Raw genomic sequence first — 14,283 nt, forward strand, 5'->3', positions numbered from 1 at the left:
AACCGAAAAAGGAAAGCGGTGTGGGGGGCAGGTGCGAATGTTGCTCACCATAAAGTATGTTAATCTGCGAGCAGATCTTGGGAGGTTCGAATGCTTTATAGCTGCATGAATAATACAAAATGGAATGAAATCCGGCTGGCAATGTCTGACATGGAATCTCCTCCTTTATGGAAAATCACGTTTCTCAATGGCTATGAATCAGTGGTTGATTACGAGTGGTTTTATCATTTTAGTGAAGGTGGCTATTTGGATATCCAGTACCTTGATGTTTTGACTAAGTCTGTTGAACAGCATGCCACGGTTGGAACTATTCTTCGGGCGATTCATCTCCCTGGCGTTGAGACTTCAACCGGATTTAGGATTTTTGGATACGCAGATTCGGTCAGCAATGTGGATTATCTTTAGCTGGACAATATCGTTAAATAGCTAACAGGATAATTTTAGTCTTTACTTAGAATTGGCTTCTGCATCTCGCAGTCTATAGTGTGGATGACGCGTTACCTGAAAGCTATTAAATCAAAGTCAATATAGTCAGGCATCTTCCCACAGCGGCATCAATTCTCCAGGTAATTGTTCCTTATCGAAAACCTCAAACCAATAAACGCCCTCTCCTGGCCCAACAATCGGCATTTCTCCCCACCCCTGATGAAACAATGCAAGATTCCAGTCCGGCTTGAGACGACCTCGCCGTTTAAGTCGCTCACCATTACACGCAGCTACGCGTATTGAGGAAAAGTTAATAAAGAAACTTAACGGCATAGTCTCTTTTTTTGCACGTTGCAATTGCCTTGATATCCAGGCTTGGTTATGTTTGCGTAGTTTTTGTCTCATTTGCTACCTTTCTGATTCGGCTCACTTATCAATCAATTTGTAATCTGACACCAAGTTTTGTACAAGAATGTGCGCTCCTCGCTCAGGGCAGATCTATCACCCTTACTGTGATGCCATTGAGTCAGATGAAGACGCTAAAACCTGTATCCAATCAGGATTGCTTAGTATCCGATAGAAGGGAAATAAACGTTCTTTAATATGTGCTAAAAGTTGATCCTCGCTCATTTCAGATGCTCTGGAGCTGAAAACAGGGATTGCTTCATCATAGAGTTCCCAATATAAATTGGATAGTGTGTATGTTATGCAAGCAAAGGCTCGTGGAGGATAGTCTAAAAAATAATGAGTGAAAAATGAAAGCCTACATTCGACTTCCTGTGCCGATGATGCCGCTATTAATTTTTCCAATTGCACGCGGAGCCACACCAGAGCACTATAGCGTTCTGATGGTTCTTGAAAACTCAATTCCTTTTTGTAAATAAGCAAGTACTTCTCGACTTCATAAGAATCTATCTTTGAATCAAGACCCAGTGATGCAATTATAAGAAGGGTTTCAGAGTCTGCACCCGCTATCACCTCTCTTTCAGCCCAACAAACTACAGCCTGACAAAATTCATCTGAACTGAACACGTTAAATGTATCACTAAACTTTTTTAAACAAAGAAGTTCCTTGAAATTATATTTGTAATCTGAATTTTCCATCTTCAATACCGGTTAGAAATTTTATGGTGTATGTTAACATCATATAAGATATGACGGGCGAAATGAGCATAACGTATTGCTACTCTGAAAGGAAACTACCTCCAATCCCACGACCACGACCAGAAAGAAGCTTAACATCATTTAAAGCAGCATATTGTCAGCTTCAAATGTGACAGGTACGTTCTAATGCCAGCTCCTCACTCATAAGGGACAGCCATACGGTAAGTATCTGATGTTGCATATGGTAGATCTGTTTCAAGCAGAGCAACGGTATTGTAACAAAAAAACCGGTAGCCCTGTGCAATTTGAGATAACCAAAGAGACAAGAGATACTGTTGATGCTTTGATAAAGCTTGGCAATTTGCATAGTAAAGACTTCTTGTTTCGGTCTCGAGTTGGAACGAACCGGCACATATCAACCCGGCAGTACAACCGAATTTTTCATGAGTGGGTAGAAAAGCTTGGTCTCGAAGATTCGCTTTACAGCACACACTCCTTGAGAAGAACAAAACCTTACCTGATATACAAGAAAACCAAGAATCTCCGGGTGATCCAACTTCTGTTGGGTCATAAGAAACTGGAAAGCACAGTCCGTTATCTGGGCATTGAAGTTGATGATGCGTTAGAGATCGCTGAATCGATTGAAGTCTAATTTACCGAGAAAACGCTGCTGAAAACCTAGCAGGGTTAAGGCACATGGCGCTTAACATGCTCAGAGCCGAACCAACCAAGATTAGCGTGCCGATGAAACAGAAACGCTACATGATGAAACCCATTTTCTTGGAGCTCCCGTATTTTGGTTGGGCATTTGAATTAACGGTGTTTTTTGTGGTATGGGGACTGCCTGCTCTGGCTTTTCTTCTTTTGGTTTTTATGGTTTTCAAATACGGGTCCAGACTTGGGAAAATGTCACTAGCAGCGTTTATTTGTCTGGTTGCGGTTGTTTTATATAGGGTATTTTCGAACTGATATGTTATCAGTCCCAGTGGATATAAAATACTGTATGTCCAAGTGATTGCGGGGAATTAAAAGAGTGAGGAAAAGACGGCTGGTGCGGCTCGATGGCTGCATCCAGCTCTTATCGGAAGTGCGTCTGGCGGGATCGCATGATAGATGAATTTTTAATCAACACTGCGAGTAGTGGTTATACATATCCTGTCCTCCCTTCTGCACTACTTTGAAAACATTACCCGGTTCATTACAACAACGACTTTCGTAAAAGTTATCCGTTGTTATATTATGTAAACAGATAAGACGTGTTCCATAAGTAATATCTTCGCGATCACGAGGAATTACTTCGTATTCCGGTCCATACCAATATAGTTTGGCTTTATCGCCCTTTGCAATAAATGGAGCGGGCTCACCAGAAGCCTCCTTATACTCAAATGTAAATTTTTCTCCATCACAAACCATATTCACCATGCATTTTGTATAGCTTGTACTATAAGATAAGTCTGATCCAGTATTGGACTCGTATACAGTTACATTTCTTCTCTCCCGGTATACAGAGTCTATGGTGACTATTCTTCGGTTGAGCTCCTTAGGTAATCTTAGGCTTAGCTCATAATCTTGTTCATGCTGGCAACTTGATGGTAAGTTTGTAAAAGAGGAAAATAAACCTTTTTCTTGCATAAGGTTTTTTCGCATCAAATCTCGAAATTGGATGAATTCAACTGAGTATGTATGACAAAAATCAAGGAGTGTCAGGATAAAACCAAACAAGCTCAGTAATAAAAATGGGACATAACATACAAATATGTCAGTGCTAGATGAGTAATACGCACCTATAGAAAGTGAAAATAAAATCAGACCAAGTAATACAGCTAAAGATGCAGAGTTTCCACGATTTCCTTCAGTGTCCATCATTCTGAACTCGATGCAATCGCAATCTCCTAGCCAACATATCCTATAGCTATTAGGTGATATTTTATATACAATGATATAAAGATCTCTGTTTTTGGGAATGCATTCAATGGAATTAAAATTTGGTGTGACTGGTCTCAGATCGTAGTAACTTAAATAATAGTAGAACTCATTGTAGGTGATTCTTACATATGAGGCATTGTTACCTTTCTCATCACACATTCTGTCGATTTTTACTTTGTCAAAAGGCAACCTGAGGCACTTGTACATATCTTTGCGACCTAAATTATGTTGGATGTTTATGTCGTGGCACAAATTATAGAAGAAATAGTTCATGAAAACAATTCATACATTTTATGTATAAACCTATGAAATATATTCGAAAGGTGAATTTTCCATTACCAGAAAATTGGACAGAACAACCTGAACGTCCAAGCTGGTAATTGCTTCGATCCGTTGAACTCACAGCCAGCAGCGGGCTTTTAGTTGTTGTCAATGGGATGGTATTTCAGCAAAATGAGGTTGCCTTTAAGCATGACCATTTTTTTATGCAGTCTCCAACTATTAAATCTAGCTCCGGCAGGGGTTACTAACTCACAGAATAAAGGATGTACGGGATCGGATTATGCGTAATCATCAACTGAATAAGCCCCGTAAACTGTATCGCAGCGTCAACACGACTACGCGGCACCATTCTAATAATCCAGGTGCTGAGTATCGCTGGGAACGTAATCGTAAAAGAGTCGGGGATGAACTACTGGCCAAGCGCGAGTCAATGCATGGCGGACAGAAGCGTGGCCGAGACTACACACCATTGTTTTATTTTCTGATCAAAAAGATTGGCAAACCGTGGAATGAAATATTCAGCGAAGTCTGTGGACGTCTTGATACCACCGAGCCTGTATTCTGGTTGGTCGCGCTACATGAGCATCAGCGAAGGGATTTAGTCTGCATTGGCGAAAGCAGTTTTTATCCAGGTCTGTTTGTTGATGAGAATGGAATTCTGCAACAGGTAAATACTTCAATTACGATAAAGGACGTTAAGGTGACTTGCCGCTGCTGTACACACACTTATATTGGAGAATCTGTACCCTGGATAGATTGAATAACAACACCTCTTATCCTGCCACGGGCGCGGCCCTCATCAGCAACGAGAGCGATTGCAAACTTCCGCCCTTCGCTCACTACGAACCTTGCTAAGCATGAATTTCTTATGTGTCCAGGCGCGGAAGTAGCTAACAACAATCTGTGTGGTTCAACGGGGGACAGGTCAGCTGCATTACCCTCACCACCCCTGCACCGCCATCGCGCACCGTTGCCTGCTTTGCATGCATTTCTTTTGACCATGTAGTCCACTTTATTTGCACTCAACTCGCCAACATCGCGCTAACACATTAACAACAAAGCCATTTTAAAAACTGGCATCCGCTTTGCAAAACCCTTTTCACGAGGCTGAACAGGATATGCAGGATGCAGCGCCACGTCTGACTTTCACCCCACACAGAGATGAAGAGAGGTTCGTGATGAAAATTGGCGTATTTGTACCCATCGGCAACAACGGCTGGCTTATCTCGACCACCGCACCGCAATACATGCCGACCTTTGAGCTGAACAAGGCCATTGTGCAAAAAGCGGAGCACTACCATTTCGACTTTGCGCTTTCAATGATCAAGCTGCGCGGCTTTGGCGGCAAGACCGAATTCTGGGATCACAACCTGGAGTCCTTCACCCTGATGGCCGGGCTGGCCGCGGTCACCTCGCGTATTCAGATTTACGCGACCGCCGCCACCCTCACCCTGCCCCCGGCGATTGTGGCGCGCATGGCTTCGACCATTGACTCCATCTCCGGCGGGCGCTTTGGCGTCAATCTGGTGACCGGCTGGCAAAAGCCGGAGTACGAGCAGATGGGTCTCTGGCCGGGTGACGATTACTTCTCGCGCCGCTACGACTACCTGACCGAATACGTGCAGGTTCTGCGCGACCTGTGGGGCACAGGTAAAAGCGATTTCAAAGGTGACTTCTTCACCATGAACGACTGCCGCGTCAGCCCGCAGCCTTCGGTCCCCATGAAGGTGATTTGCGCCGGGCAGAGCGACGCGGGAATGGAATTCTCGGCGAAATACGCCGACTTCAACTTCTGCTTCGGCAAAGGCGTCAACACCCCTGCCGCCTTCGCCCCGACCGCCGCGCGGATGAAAGAGGCCGCCGACAAAACCGGGCGCGACGTGGGCTCCTACGTGCTGTTTATGGTCATCGCCGACGAGACCGACGACGCCGCGCGCGCCAAATGGGAGCGCTATAAGGACGGCGCCGACGAGGAGGCCCTGAGCTGGCTCACCGAGCAGAGCCAAAAGGATACCCGCTCCGGCGCGGACACCAACGTTCGCCAGATGGCCGACCCCACCTCTGCGGTGAATATCAACATGGGCACCCTGGTCGGCTCGTACGCCAGCGTCGCCAGAATGCTTGACGAAGTATCGGCCGTTCCCGGCGCGGAAGGCGTCCTGCTGACCTTCGATGATTTCCTCACCGGCGTAGAGACCTTCGGCGAGCGCATCCAGCCGCTGATGCAGTGCCGCGCCCACATCCCTGCCGTTACGAAGGAGGTGGCGTAATGACGACCCTTAACGCACGCCCGGAAGCCATCACCTTTGCGCCAGAGCAGAGCGCGCTGATCGTGGTGGACATGCAAAACGCCTACGCCAGCCAGGGCGGCTATCTGGATCTGGCGGGGTTCGACGTCTCCGCCACTCGGCCGGTGATTGAGAACATCAAAACCGCCGTGGCCGCCGCGCGCGCCGCGGGCATGCTCATCGTCTGGTTCCAGAACGGCTGGGATGACCAGTACGTCGAGGCCGGTGGCCCCGGCTCACCCAACTTCCACAAGTCGAACGCCCTGAAAACCATGCGTAAACGTCCCGAACTGCAGGGCAAGCTGCTGGCGAAAGGCGGCTGGGACTATCAGCTGGTGGACGAACTGGTCCCGCAGGCGGGCGATATCGTCCTGCCCAAACCGCGCTACAGCGGCTTTTTCAACACCCCGCTCGACAGCCTGCTGCGCAGCCGGGGCATTCGCCACCTGGTGTTCACCGGCATCGCCACCAACGTCTGCGTGGAGTCGACCCTGCGCGACGGCTTCTTCCTCGAGTATTTTGGCGTGGTGCTGGAAGACGCGACCCATCAGGCCGGGCCGGAATTCGCCCAGAAGGCGGCCCTGTTCAATATCGAAACCTTTTTTGGCTGGGTCAGCAGCGTTGCGGAGTTCTGCGACGCCCTGAATCCTCCGCTCGCCCGTATCGCCTGAGGAGACATCTGATGCCGAAATCCGTGATTATTCCGCCGGGCACCAGCACGCCCATCGCCCCGTTTGTGCCGGGCACCCTCGCCGACGGCGTGGTGTATGTCTCCGGCACGCTGCCGTTTGATAAAGACAACAACGTGGTGTTTATCAACGACCCAAAGGCGCAAACCCGCCACGTGCTGGAGACGATCAAAACCGTGATCGAAACGGCGGGTGGCACGATGGAGGATGTGACCTTCAACAGCATCTTTATCACCGACTGGAAAAACTACGCCGCGATTAACGAAATCTACGCGGAGTTCTTCCCCGGCGATAAGCCGGCCCGGTTCTGCATTCAGTGCGGGCTGGTGAAGCCTGACGCGCTGGTTGAGATCGCCACCGTTGCGCACATCGCGAAGTGAGGCAGCCATGAAACTCTCCATCTCACCGCCCCCGCATGAGGGTGCGCCCGTGGTGGTCCTGATTGCCGGTCTCGGCGGCAGCGGCAGCTACTGGCTGCCCCAGCTGGCCGCGCTGGAGCAGGAGTATCAGGTGGTCTGTTATGACCAGCGGGGAACGGGCAATAACCCCGACGCCCTGCCGGAAGGTTACAGCCTTGCCCAGATGGCAGACGAGCTGGCTCGGGCGCTGACGGATGCCGGGATTAGCCATTATAGCGTCGTGGGCCATGCGCTGGGGGCGCTGGTCGGCCTGCAGCTGGCGCTGGATCATCCCGACGCCCTGACCGCGCTGGTGTGCGTCAACGGCTGGTTGACCCTTAACGCGCACACCCGCCGCTGCTTTCAGATCCGCGAGCGCCTGCTGCATTCCGGCGGCCCGCAGGCGTGGGTCGAGGCGCAGCCGCTGTTTCTCTACCCGGCAGACTGGATGGCGGCCCGCGCCCCCCGTCTGGAGGCCGAAGAAGCCCTGGCGCTGGCCCATTTTCAGGGAAAAACCAACCTGCTGCACCGGCTCAGCGCCCTGAAAAAGGCCGACTTCAGCCGCCACGCCGCGCGCGTCCGCTGCCCGGTGCAGATTATCTGTTCCGCCGACGACATGCTGGTACCGTCCGTCTGCTCGTCCGAGCTGCAGGACGCGATCCCGCACAGCCGCAGCGCGGTGATGCGCCAGGGCGGGCATGCCTGCAACGTCACCGAGCCGGACACCTTTAACACCCTGCTGCTAAACGGGCTTGCCAGCCTGCTGCACAGCCATGAACACGCTTTATAAGGAGCTGTAATGAGCGAAGCCATTAATCCTACCGCGCTGGAGACGCTTTTTACCGGCGCACGCACCCATAATGGCTGGCAGGATCTGCCGGTCAGCGACGACGCGCTGCGCGAGATCTACGAGTTGATGAAATGGGGGCCAACGTCCGCCAACTGCTCCCCGGCGCGGATAGTGTTTGTGCGAAGCGCGGAGGGAAAAGAGAAGCTGCGTCCGGCGCTCTCCAGCGGCAACCTGGAGAAAACGCTCACGGCACCGGTTACGGCCATCGTGGCCTGGGACGGCGAATTCTACGAGCGACTGCCCGAGCTGTTCCCGCACGGCGATGCCAGAAGCTGGTTTACCAGCAGCCCCGCGCATGCCGAAGAGACGGCCTTTCGCAACAGCTCAATGCAGGCCGCCTACCTGATCCTCGCCTGCCGCGCCCTGGGGCTGGACACCGGCCCGATGTCGGGCTTTGACCGACAAAAGGTCGACGACGCCTTTTTCACCGGCACAACGCTTAAAAGCAATCTGCTGATCAACATTGGCTACGGCGATACAACCAAACTGTACGGACGCCTGCCGCGTCTGGACTTCGACGATGCCTGCGGGCTGGCGTAAGGGAGGTTAGTGATGACACCGGATAAACAAACCTTTCGCGACGCCATGGCCTGCGTGGGCTCGGCGGTCAATATCATCACCACCGACGGCCCGGCGGGGCTGGCAGGCTTCACCGCCAGCGCGGTGTGCAGCGTCACGGATTCACCGCCCACTCTGCTGGTGTGCCTGAACCGCAGCGCGTCCGTCTGGCCCACGTTCAGCGAAAACCGCACGCTGTGCGTGAATACCCTGAGCGCCGGACAGGAGCCGCTCTCAAACCTGTTTGGCGGCAAAACGCCGATGGAAGAACGCTTTGCCGCCGCCCGCTGGCAGACGGGCGACACGGGCTGCCCGCGGCTGGAGGATGCGCTGGCCTCGTTTGACTGCCGCATCAGCCAGGTGGTCAGCGTCGGTACCCATGACATTCTGTTTTGCGACATCGTTTCGATTATTCGCCACCCGGCACCGCAGGGGCTGGTGTGGTTTGACCGTGGCTACCACGCGCTCATGCGACCCGCCTGTTAACCCGCCTTAAGGAGACAGACCATGTTCGGATTTCCCCACTGGCAGTTGAAATCGACCTCCACAGACGCAGGCGTGGTCGCGCCGGATGAGCGGCTCCCGCTCGGACAAACCCTGGTCATGGGCGTGCAGCACGCGGTCGCCATGTTTGGCGCCACGGTGCTGATGCCGATGCTGATGGGGCTGGATCCCAACCTCTCGATTCTGATGTCCGGCATCGGCACGCTGCTGTTCTTTTTTGTCACCGGCGGGCGCGTGCCCAGCTATCTTGGCTCCAGCGCCGCCTTTGTCGGCGTGGTGATTGCCACCACCGGGTTTACCGGCCAGGGGCTTAACCCTAACCTGAGCGTGGCCCTCGGCGGCATCATCGCCTGCGGCCTGGTGTACACCCTGATTGGCCTGGTGGTGATGAAGATCGGCACGCGCTGGATCGAACGCATGATGCCCCCGGTCGTGACCGGCGCCGTGGTGATGGCGATAGGCCTGAACCTCGCGCCGATTGCGGTCAGAAGCGTCTCCGCCTCGCCGTTTGAAAGCTGGATGGCGGTGATCACCGTGCTGTGCATCGGCCTGGTGGCGGTCTTTACGCGGGGGATGATCCAGCGGCTGTTGATTCTTGTCGGGCTGATCGTTGCCTGTCTGGCTTATGCCCTGCTGGCGAACGTTTTTGGCCTCGGCAAGCCGGTTGATTTTACGCTGCTTCATCAGGCCGCCTGGTTCGGCCTGCCGAAGATCACCTCCCCCACCTTCAACACGCAGGCAATGATGCTTATCGCGCCCGTCGCCGTTATCCTGGTGGCGGAAAACCTGGGCCACCTGAAGGCCGTAGCGGGCATGACCGGGCGCAGCATGGACCCGTACATGGGCCGCGCGTTTGTCGGTGACGGTCTGGCGACCATGCTCTCCGGCTCCGTGGGCGGCAGCGGCGTCACCACCTATGCCGAAAATATCGGCGTGATGGCGGTGACCAAGGTCTACTCGACGCTGGTGTTTGTGGCGGCGGCGGTGATGGCGATGCTGCTCGGCTTCTCACCGAAGTTTGGCGCGCTGATCCACACCATTCCGTCGCCGGTTATCGGCGGCGCATCGATTGTGGTGTTTGGGCTGATCGCCGTGGCCGGGGCGCGCATCTGGGTGCAGCACCGCGTCGATCTCAGCCAGAACAGCAACCTGATCATGGTGGCGGTCACGCTGGTGCTGGGCGCAGGCGATTTTGCCCTGACGCTGGGCGGATTCACGATTGGCGGGATTGGCACGGCGACCTTTGGGGCAATTCTGCTTAACGCCCTGCTGAGCCGCCAGAAAGGAGATGAAGCGCAAGCGGAGGCCATCACCCCCTGAACCTGAAATAGCCGGGTGACGCTACGCTTACCCGGCCTACATGCCAATTGTAGGCCCGTGCAAGCGAAGCGCCGCCGGGCAAACGGGCAGCATGCGCGTTGTTAGCTATCTGCCCCTTGTTCAGTGCCCAACCCGGCAATCGACTTACGTCGTTTTTTTAACTTCAACTCGCTCACCAGCACCCCGGCAACGATAAATGCCGCGCCCACCAGGGCCAGCAGCGGCAAACGCTCGCCGGCGAGTCGCCCGAAAATGCCTGCCCAGACCGGCTCACCGGTGTAGATCACCGTTGCCCGCGTCGGCGACACGCTGCGCTGCGCCCAGTTCATGGTGACCTGAATAATAGCGCTAAAGATGCCCAGCCCCAGCGCGACCACGATCAGGCCGGTGGACATCGGCGGCACGGACTCCCCGGCAGGCACCATCGTCGCAAACGCCACCAGCGACGCCGTGGCGAGCTGCACCACCGTCACGCGTTTGACGTCTACCTTGCCCGCCCAGGCGCTAATCAGAATAATTTCCGCCGCAATGGCAATCGCCCCTACCAGGGTAATGATCTCGCCTGGCCCCAGCGCCAGCAGGTTGTTTTCCGGCCCGGCCAGCAGGATTAGGCCGATAAACGCCAGCACGATCCCGATGCAGGACATCAGCCCCGGGAGCCGCCCCAGGCACAGCCATTGCAGCAGCGGCACCAGGGGCACATACATGGCGGTGATAAACGCAGATTTGCTGCTGGAGATGGTCTGCAACCCCCACGTCTGCAGGCTGTAGCCCATCGCTATCGCCACCCCAATCGCCACGCCGGCCTTCAGCTCTTTAAGCGTCAGACCCCGCAGCGTGTTAAGTGAGAAAAGCCCCACGACAATCGCCGCCGTCGCAAAGCGCAGGCCAACGAAAAAGAACGGGTCGCTGAGGGTTACCGCGTACTGGACGGCCAGAAACGTCCCGCCCCAGAACATGGTGATGAGAATCAGGATGGCTTCCTGCGGCTTAACGGAGAATTTGAAACGGGAAACAGACATGCGGCACTCGCAGTTAACATCAATTCTCTAGTGTGCGTTGCCTTTGGTTACAATTCAATGTTGCAGAAATAAAAAAAACCGCCGGGACATCCCGGCGGCAGGGGTTCAACCCGGCGTGTTACTTGCTGTTGCCGTGGCTGTTTTTCCCCCCTTTCTTGCCAGCTTCAGATGCGCGTTGCGGGTCATTCTTAAAGTTGCCCCCGCTATGCTGGCCACCTTTACGGCCTGCTTCTGATGCTCTTTCACGGTCTTCTGCGAAATTACCTGAACCACCACGATGGTTTGCCATCTCTAACCTCCAGAATGTGAAACATTAGACATCATATTGCATTCAGTAAAAGAGGATTCTTTCACCTCGCAACACAAGGACAGTGCCTTTATCTGTGCCGCGTGAAACTAAGCTTAGTGGAATGCCGCTATCCGGCAAGCCGCAGGTAATATTCTGCAACATGAACTCAGTCTTTCGGGTGAGATAGCGCGCCGCTGATCCATAAGCCTTTCTTATCGTTTTAAAAATCCGTCGCCGAAAAGTTGTTTCATTTTGCTACAAAGCCTTTTGGTTACCATATTGTTATAAATCAAAGAAATGGCGTTCATTTTTGCAGTCTGGCCGTGATGGCATATCTTTAAAAGAGCGCAGCGATCCGCTGTCAGAAAAAACAAACGAGGAGTGAAGCAAAATGGCAAAAGTTCTGGTGCTCTATTATTCCATGTATGGACACATTGAAACCATGGCTCACGCGGTAGCAGAGGGTGCAAACAGGGTGGACGGCGTTGAGGTTGTGGTCAAACGCGTACCGGAAACCATGCAGGCGGAAGCCTTCCTGAAGGCCGGGGGGAAAACGCAAAATGCCCCGGTTGCCACCCCGCAGGAACTGGCTGACTACGATGCCATCATCTTTGGCACCCCGACCCGCTTCGGCAATATGTCCGGCCAGATGCGTACCTTCCTCGACCAGACGGGCGGCCTGTGGGCTTCAGGCGCGCTATACGGCAAACTCGCCAGCGTCTTCAGCTCCACCGGAACCGGCGGCGGCCAGGAACAGACAATTACCTCCACCTGGACTACCCTTGCTCATCACGGGATGGTGATCGTGCCGATTGGCTACGGCGCACAGGAGTTATTTGATGTGTCTCAGGTACGTGGCGGCACGCCGTACGGCGCAACCACCATTGCCGGCGGCGATGGCTCCCGACAGCCGAGCAATGAAGAGCTCGCTATCGCCCGTTACCAGGGTGAGCACGTCGCGGGCCTCGCCAAAAAACTGAACGGCTAACCCAACAGGAGGACAAGCATGCCAACTCAAGAATCTAAAGCCCACCACGTGGGCGAATGGGCAAGTTTACGCAACACCTCTCCGGAGATCGCCGAAGCCATTTTTGAAGTCGCGAAATATGACGAGAAACTGGCAGAGCAGATTTGGGAAGAAGGCAGCGATGAAGTGCTGGTGCGCGCCTTCGAAAAGACGGACAAAGACTCGCTCTTCTGGGGCGAGCAAACCATCGAACGTAAAAACGTCTAAGCGTTTCCCCCCGCTGCCGCGGGGGGTTCTCTTCTTACTTCGCCGCGTTGTTCATGACCGCATTGAATTTATCGACGGGACAGAAGCCGTTCGCATCCACCGGGCAGCCTTTCAGCTCCAGCGTCACGCGCTGCGCCGGAGACTGCAGCGATAGCACGCTGGCGTTACGCAGCTGCTCCGAGCTCTGGTAGACATATTCAATTTTCATCAGCTCCTGGTTAGCATTTTTGTCATGCCAGCGCTGGAAGACAATTTTGCCGCCAATCGGGGTGCGCTCCTGCTGGTCGTGCAGCTGGTACGGTTTGAAATCCAGCGCGGTGAGCAGGGAAGCAATGTTCGAATCATGCCCCACCAGCACGGTAATTTTCGGCGCTTTTGCCTGTTCGGTGACCAGCGTTTTATCGATATATTTCACCAGCGGTTTCGCCACGTTTTGCGCCACCTCGGTGGAGGTAAACAGCGAGTCCTGGTAACCGTTTTTCAGCTTCGACAGCACGCGCCACTGCTGGTCGGTTTTGATTTCCCCCCAGGCCACCTGGTCGGCCGGGAAGCCCTCGTAATACTGCAGCGTGAAGGCATCGACCAGCGAATTACCCACCTTCAGCGGCCCGGATACGCCAGGCTCTTTTTCATAGTCGGCGCTGAAGGTATCTTTCGCGTCCGCCAGCGAGCAGACTTTTTTCTCTTTGCACGACGGCGAATCGGCGTAGTTCGTCATCTGCTCCAGCAGCTTATAGCTTTCTGCGAGCTGCATTTTCTGGCGCTCGGCCTCCATCGCCTTCAGCGCTTTTTCGCGGAATTCAGGGGAGTTATCGGTAATCACCGGGTTGAACGTTGGATCCATGGTGCCCATTTTTTCCTGGTGATGCACGGGCACGTCGCACCCCGGGAACGCGCCGGTAATGAAGAACTGCGCGGTGGCGACGGTACGCTGCAGGCTGTTGGCATAGGCATAGACAGTATCTGCTGGCGGGCACTCACCGGTCTTGATCATCCCCTGCTGGGCCAGCCACTCGCGCATATAATGGCCCATATAGACCTCCAGCACGCCGCCTTTGGTGGTGAGCTGCCCGCCCGGCACCTCCCATTCAGGCCACTGCTTTGGCGTCGATTGCTCCAGCACGCTACCGTTGTTGGCCAGCGGCGCGCGCAGGTTGTGACGACTCATGATTAAAACTTGCTCCAGCTGATACCCTTCCGGCGTCTCTTGCGCCTGCACGCCAAACGTTGCTGAAACGGAACCGGCGACTGCCAGCGCGAGTAGTGCTTTTCTCATCCCTAATTCCTCACTCGTTTTAAAATGTCGCGTTCAGTGTGACAGATTGGTGACAATTTTCCGGGAAGCATTTCTCAAACTGATGATTAACCTGCTTACGGTGTGAACCAATTAGTT

General features: G+C 53.8%; 17 protein-coding genes and 2 pseudogenes. 13 read left to right on the forward strand and 6 right to left on the reverse strand.

What is annotated here, in order from left to right; translation table 11 throughout:
• Nucleotides 1–90 precede the first annotated feature (90 nt).
• Nucleotides 91–405: a DUF6678 family protein gene (locus ABR39_RS09980; RefSeq protein WP_052952191.1), complete on the forward strand. Its 315-nt coding sequence runs from the start codon at nucleotides 91–93 to the stop codon at nucleotides 403–405.
• 126 nt (nucleotides 406–531) lie between these two features.
• Here the strand turns inward: ABR39_RS09980 and ABR39_RS09985 are convergent, their stop codons facing one another.
• Both ABR39_RS09985 and ABR39_RS09990 read right to left on the reverse strand, forming a co-directional pair.
• Nucleotides 532–831, reverse strand: a complete 300-nt coding sequence (locus ABR39_RS09985) for a hypothetical protein (RefSeq protein ID WP_047346811.1) — start codon at nucleotides 829–831, stop codon at nucleotides 532–534.
• A 102-nt stretch (nucleotides 832–933) separates the two neighbouring features.
• The gene (locus ABR39_RS09990) at nucleotides 934–1,530 is read right to left on the reverse strand and encodes a hypothetical protein (RefSeq protein WP_047346812.1); all 597 of its coding nucleotides are present in this window, start codon (nucleotides 1,528–1,530) and stop codon (nucleotides 934–936) included.
• Nucleotides 1,531–1,755: 225 nt separating this feature from the next.
• Between ABR39_RS09990 and ABR39_RS09995 the strand changes: the two are divergent.
• Nucleotides 1,756–2,182: pseudogene (locus tag ABR39_RS09995) on the forward strand (tyrosine-type recombinase/integrase); the annotation flags it as partial.
• A pseudogene (locus ABR39_RS26210) lies at nucleotides 2,182–2,316 on the forward strand (ISAs1 family transposase); the annotation flags it as partial. The pseudogenes ABR39_RS09995 and ABR39_RS26210, both read left to right, overlap by 1 nt.
• Before the next feature lie 339 nt (nucleotides 2,317–2,655).
• Here the strand turns inward: ABR39_RS26210 and ABR39_RS25860 are convergent.
• Nucleotides 2,656–3,396, reverse strand: coding sequence for a hypothetical protein (locus ABR39_RS25860; protein WP_131701703.1), 741 nt, complete (start codon nucleotides 3,394–3,396; stop codon nucleotides 2,656–2,658).
• A gap of 622 nt (nucleotides 3,397–4,018) precedes the next feature.
• Between ABR39_RS25860 and ABR39_RS24150 the strand changes: the two genes are divergently transcribed.
• The 8 genes from ABR39_RS24150 to rutG all read left to right on the forward strand — a co-directional run bounded on the left by ABR39_RS24150 (nucleotide 4,019) and on the right by rutG (nucleotide 10,345).
• Nucleotides 4,019–4,498 (forward strand): hypothetical protein, encoded by a 480-nt coding sequence (locus ABR39_RS24150; RefSeq protein WP_048339038.1) that lies wholly within the window; start codon nucleotides 4,019–4,021, stop codon nucleotides 4,496–4,498.
• A 418-nt stretch (nucleotides 4,499–4,916) separates the two neighbouring features.
• Nucleotides 4,917–6,008 carry a pyrimidine utilization protein A gene (rutA, locus tag ABR39_RS10005; protein ID WP_047347374.1) on the forward strand — a complete coding sequence of 364 codons (1,092 nt, stop codon included), beginning with the start codon at nucleotides 4,917–4,919 and terminating at the stop codon, nucleotides 6,006–6,008.
• Complete coding sequence (gene rutB, locus ABR39_RS10010) at nucleotides 6,008–6,697, forward strand: pyrimidine utilization protein B (protein ID WP_047346813.1); 690 nt, start codon at nucleotides 6,008–6,010, stop codon at nucleotides 6,695–6,697. Before rutA ends, rutB begins: the two co-directional genes overlap by 1 nt.
• 11 nt (nucleotides 6,698–6,708) lie before the next feature.
• A complete protein-coding gene (rutC, locus tag ABR39_RS10015) occupies nucleotides 6,709–7,095 on the forward strand; it encodes a pyrimidine utilization protein C (protein ID WP_008499822.1) in 387 nt (128 codons plus the stop codon).
• Nucleotides 7,096–7,102: 7 nt separating this feature from the next.
• Nucleotides 7,103–7,903 carry a pyrimidine utilization protein D gene (gene rutD, locus ABR39_RS10020; protein ID WP_047346814.1) on the forward strand — a complete coding sequence of 267 codons (801 nt, stop codon included), beginning with the start codon at nucleotides 7,103–7,105 and terminating at the stop codon, nucleotides 7,901–7,903.
• 9 nt (nucleotides 7,904–7,912) lie between these two features.
• The gene (locus ABR39_RS10025; RefSeq protein ID WP_047346815.1) at nucleotides 7,913–8,503 is read left to right on the forward strand and encodes a malonic semialdehyde reductase; all 591 of its coding nucleotides are present in this window, start codon (nucleotides 7,913–7,915) and stop codon (nucleotides 8,501–8,503) included.
• A gap of 12 nt (nucleotides 8,504–8,515) precedes the next feature.
• Entirely contained in the window at nucleotides 8,516–9,007 is a 492-nt protein-coding gene (rutF, locus tag ABR39_RS10030; RefSeq protein WP_047346816.1) for an NADH-dependent FMN reductase RutF, read from the forward strand.
• A gap of 21 nt (nucleotides 9,008–9,028) precedes the next feature.
• Nucleotides 9,029–10,345, forward strand: a complete 1,317-nt coding sequence (gene rutG, locus ABR39_RS10035; protein WP_047346817.1) for a pyrimidine utilization transport protein G — start codon at nucleotides 9,029–9,031, stop codon at nucleotides 10,343–10,345.
• 101 nt (nucleotides 10,346–10,446) lie between these two features.
• On the opposite strand, the gene ABR39_RS10040 is transcribed toward rutG, so the two are convergent.
• Both ABR39_RS10040 and ABR39_RS10045 read right to left on the reverse strand, forming a co-directional pair.
• Nucleotides 10,447–11,367, reverse strand: coding sequence for a DMT family transporter (locus ABR39_RS10040; protein WP_047346818.1), 921 nt, complete (start codon nucleotides 11,365–11,367; stop codon nucleotides 10,447–10,449).
• Between the two features lie 118 nt (nucleotides 11,368–11,485).
• Complete coding sequence (locus tag ABR39_RS10045; protein ID WP_047346819.1) at nucleotides 11,486–11,656, reverse strand: general stress protein; 171 nt, start codon at nucleotides 11,654–11,656, stop codon at nucleotides 11,486–11,488.
• A gap of 391 nt (nucleotides 11,657–12,047) precedes the next feature.
• Here ABR39_RS10045 and wrbA point away from each other — a divergent pair, with 391 nt between their 5' ends.
• Both wrbA and ABR39_RS10055 read left to right on the forward strand, forming a co-directional pair.
• Nucleotides 12,048–12,644, forward strand: coding sequence for an NAD(P)H:quinone oxidoreductase (gene wrbA / locus ABR39_RS10050; RefSeq protein ID WP_047346820.1), 597 nt, complete (start codon nucleotides 12,048–12,050; stop codon nucleotides 12,642–12,644).
• A gap of 18 nt (nucleotides 12,645–12,662) precedes the next feature.
• Nucleotides 12,663–12,890 (forward strand): YccJ family protein, encoded by a 228-nt coding sequence (locus tag ABR39_RS10055; protein WP_047346821.1) that lies wholly within the window; start codon nucleotides 12,663–12,665, stop codon nucleotides 12,888–12,890.
• A 34-nt stretch (nucleotides 12,891–12,924) separates the two neighbouring features.
• Here the strand turns inward: ABR39_RS10055 and agp are convergent, their stop codons facing one another.
• Nucleotides 12,925–14,166 (reverse strand): bifunctional glucose-1-phosphatase/inositol phosphatase, encoded by a 1,242-nt coding sequence (gene agp / locus ABR39_RS10060; protein ID WP_047346822.1) that lies wholly within the window; start codon nucleotides 14,164–14,166, stop codon nucleotides 12,925–12,927.
• Between the last annotated feature and the right edge of the window lie 117 nt (nucleotides 14,167–14,283).

This window comes from Enterobacter genomosp. O, assembly GCF_001022965.1.
Classification (GTDB): domain Bacteria; phylum Pseudomonadota; class Gammaproteobacteria; order Enterobacterales; family Enterobacteriaceae; genus Enterobacter; species Enterobacter cloacae_L.

Coding starts and splice junctions, on each gene's coding strand:
- rutG (WP_047346817.1), top strand. CDS start 9,029: ATGTTCGGATTTCCCCACTGGCAGTTGAAATCGACCTCCACAGACGCA.
- ABR39_RS09985 (WP_047346811.1), bottom strand. CDS start 831: ATGAGACAAAAACTACGCAAACATAACCAAGCCTGGATATCAAGGCAA.
- ABR39_RS24150 (WP_048339038.1), top strand. CDS start 4,019: ATGCGTAATCATCAACTGAATAAGCCCCGTAAACTGTATCGCAGCGTC.
- ABR39_RS10025 (WP_047346815.1), top strand. CDS start 7,913: ATGAGCGAAGCCATTAATCCTACCGCGCTGGAGACGCTTTTTACCGGC.
- ABR39_RS09990 (WP_047346812.1), bottom strand. CDS start 1,530: ATGGAAAATTCAGATTACAAATATAATTTCAAGGAACTTCTTTGTTTA.
- rutA (WP_047347374.1), top strand. CDS start 4,917: ATGAAAATTGGCGTATTTGTACCCATCGGCAACAACGGCTGGCTTATC.
- agp (WP_047346822.1), bottom strand. CDS start 14,166: ATGAGAAAAGCACTACTCGCGCTGGCAGTCGCCGGTTCCGTTTCAGCA.
- ABR39_RS10045 (WP_047346819.1), bottom strand. CDS start 11,656: ATGGCAAACCATCGTGGTGGTTCAGGTAATTTCGCAGAAGACCGTGAA.
- ABR39_RS09980 (WP_052952191.1), top strand. CDS start 91: ATGCTTTATAGCTGCATGAATAATACAAAATGGAATGAAATCCGGCTG.
- ABR39_RS10055 (WP_047346821.1), top strand. CDS start 12,663: ATGCCAACTCAAGAATCTAAAGCCCACCACGTGGGCGAATGGGCAAGT.
- rutF (WP_047346816.1), top strand. CDS start 8,516: ATGACACCGGATAAACAAACCTTTCGCGACGCCATGGCCTGCGTGGGC.
- wrbA (WP_047346820.1), top strand. CDS start 12,048: ATGGCAAAAGTTCTGGTGCTCTATTATTCCATGTATGGACACATTGAA.
- rutD (WP_047346814.1), top strand. CDS start 7,103: ATGAAACTCTCCATCTCACCGCCCCCGCATGAGGGTGCGCCCGTGGTG.
- ABR39_RS10040 (WP_047346818.1), bottom strand. CDS start 11,367: ATGTCTGTTTCCCGTTTCAAATTCTCCGTTAAGCCGCAGGAAGCCATC.
- rutB (WP_047346813.1), top strand. CDS start 6,008: ATGACGACCCTTAACGCACGCCCGGAAGCCATCACCTTTGCGCCAGAG.
- ABR39_RS25860 (WP_131701703.1), bottom strand. CDS start 3,396: ATGATGGACACTGAAGGAAATCGTGGAAACTCTGCATCTTTAGCTGTA.
- rutC (WP_008499822.1), top strand. CDS start 6,709: ATGCCGAAATCCGTGATTATTCCGCCGGGCACCAGCACGCCCATCGCC.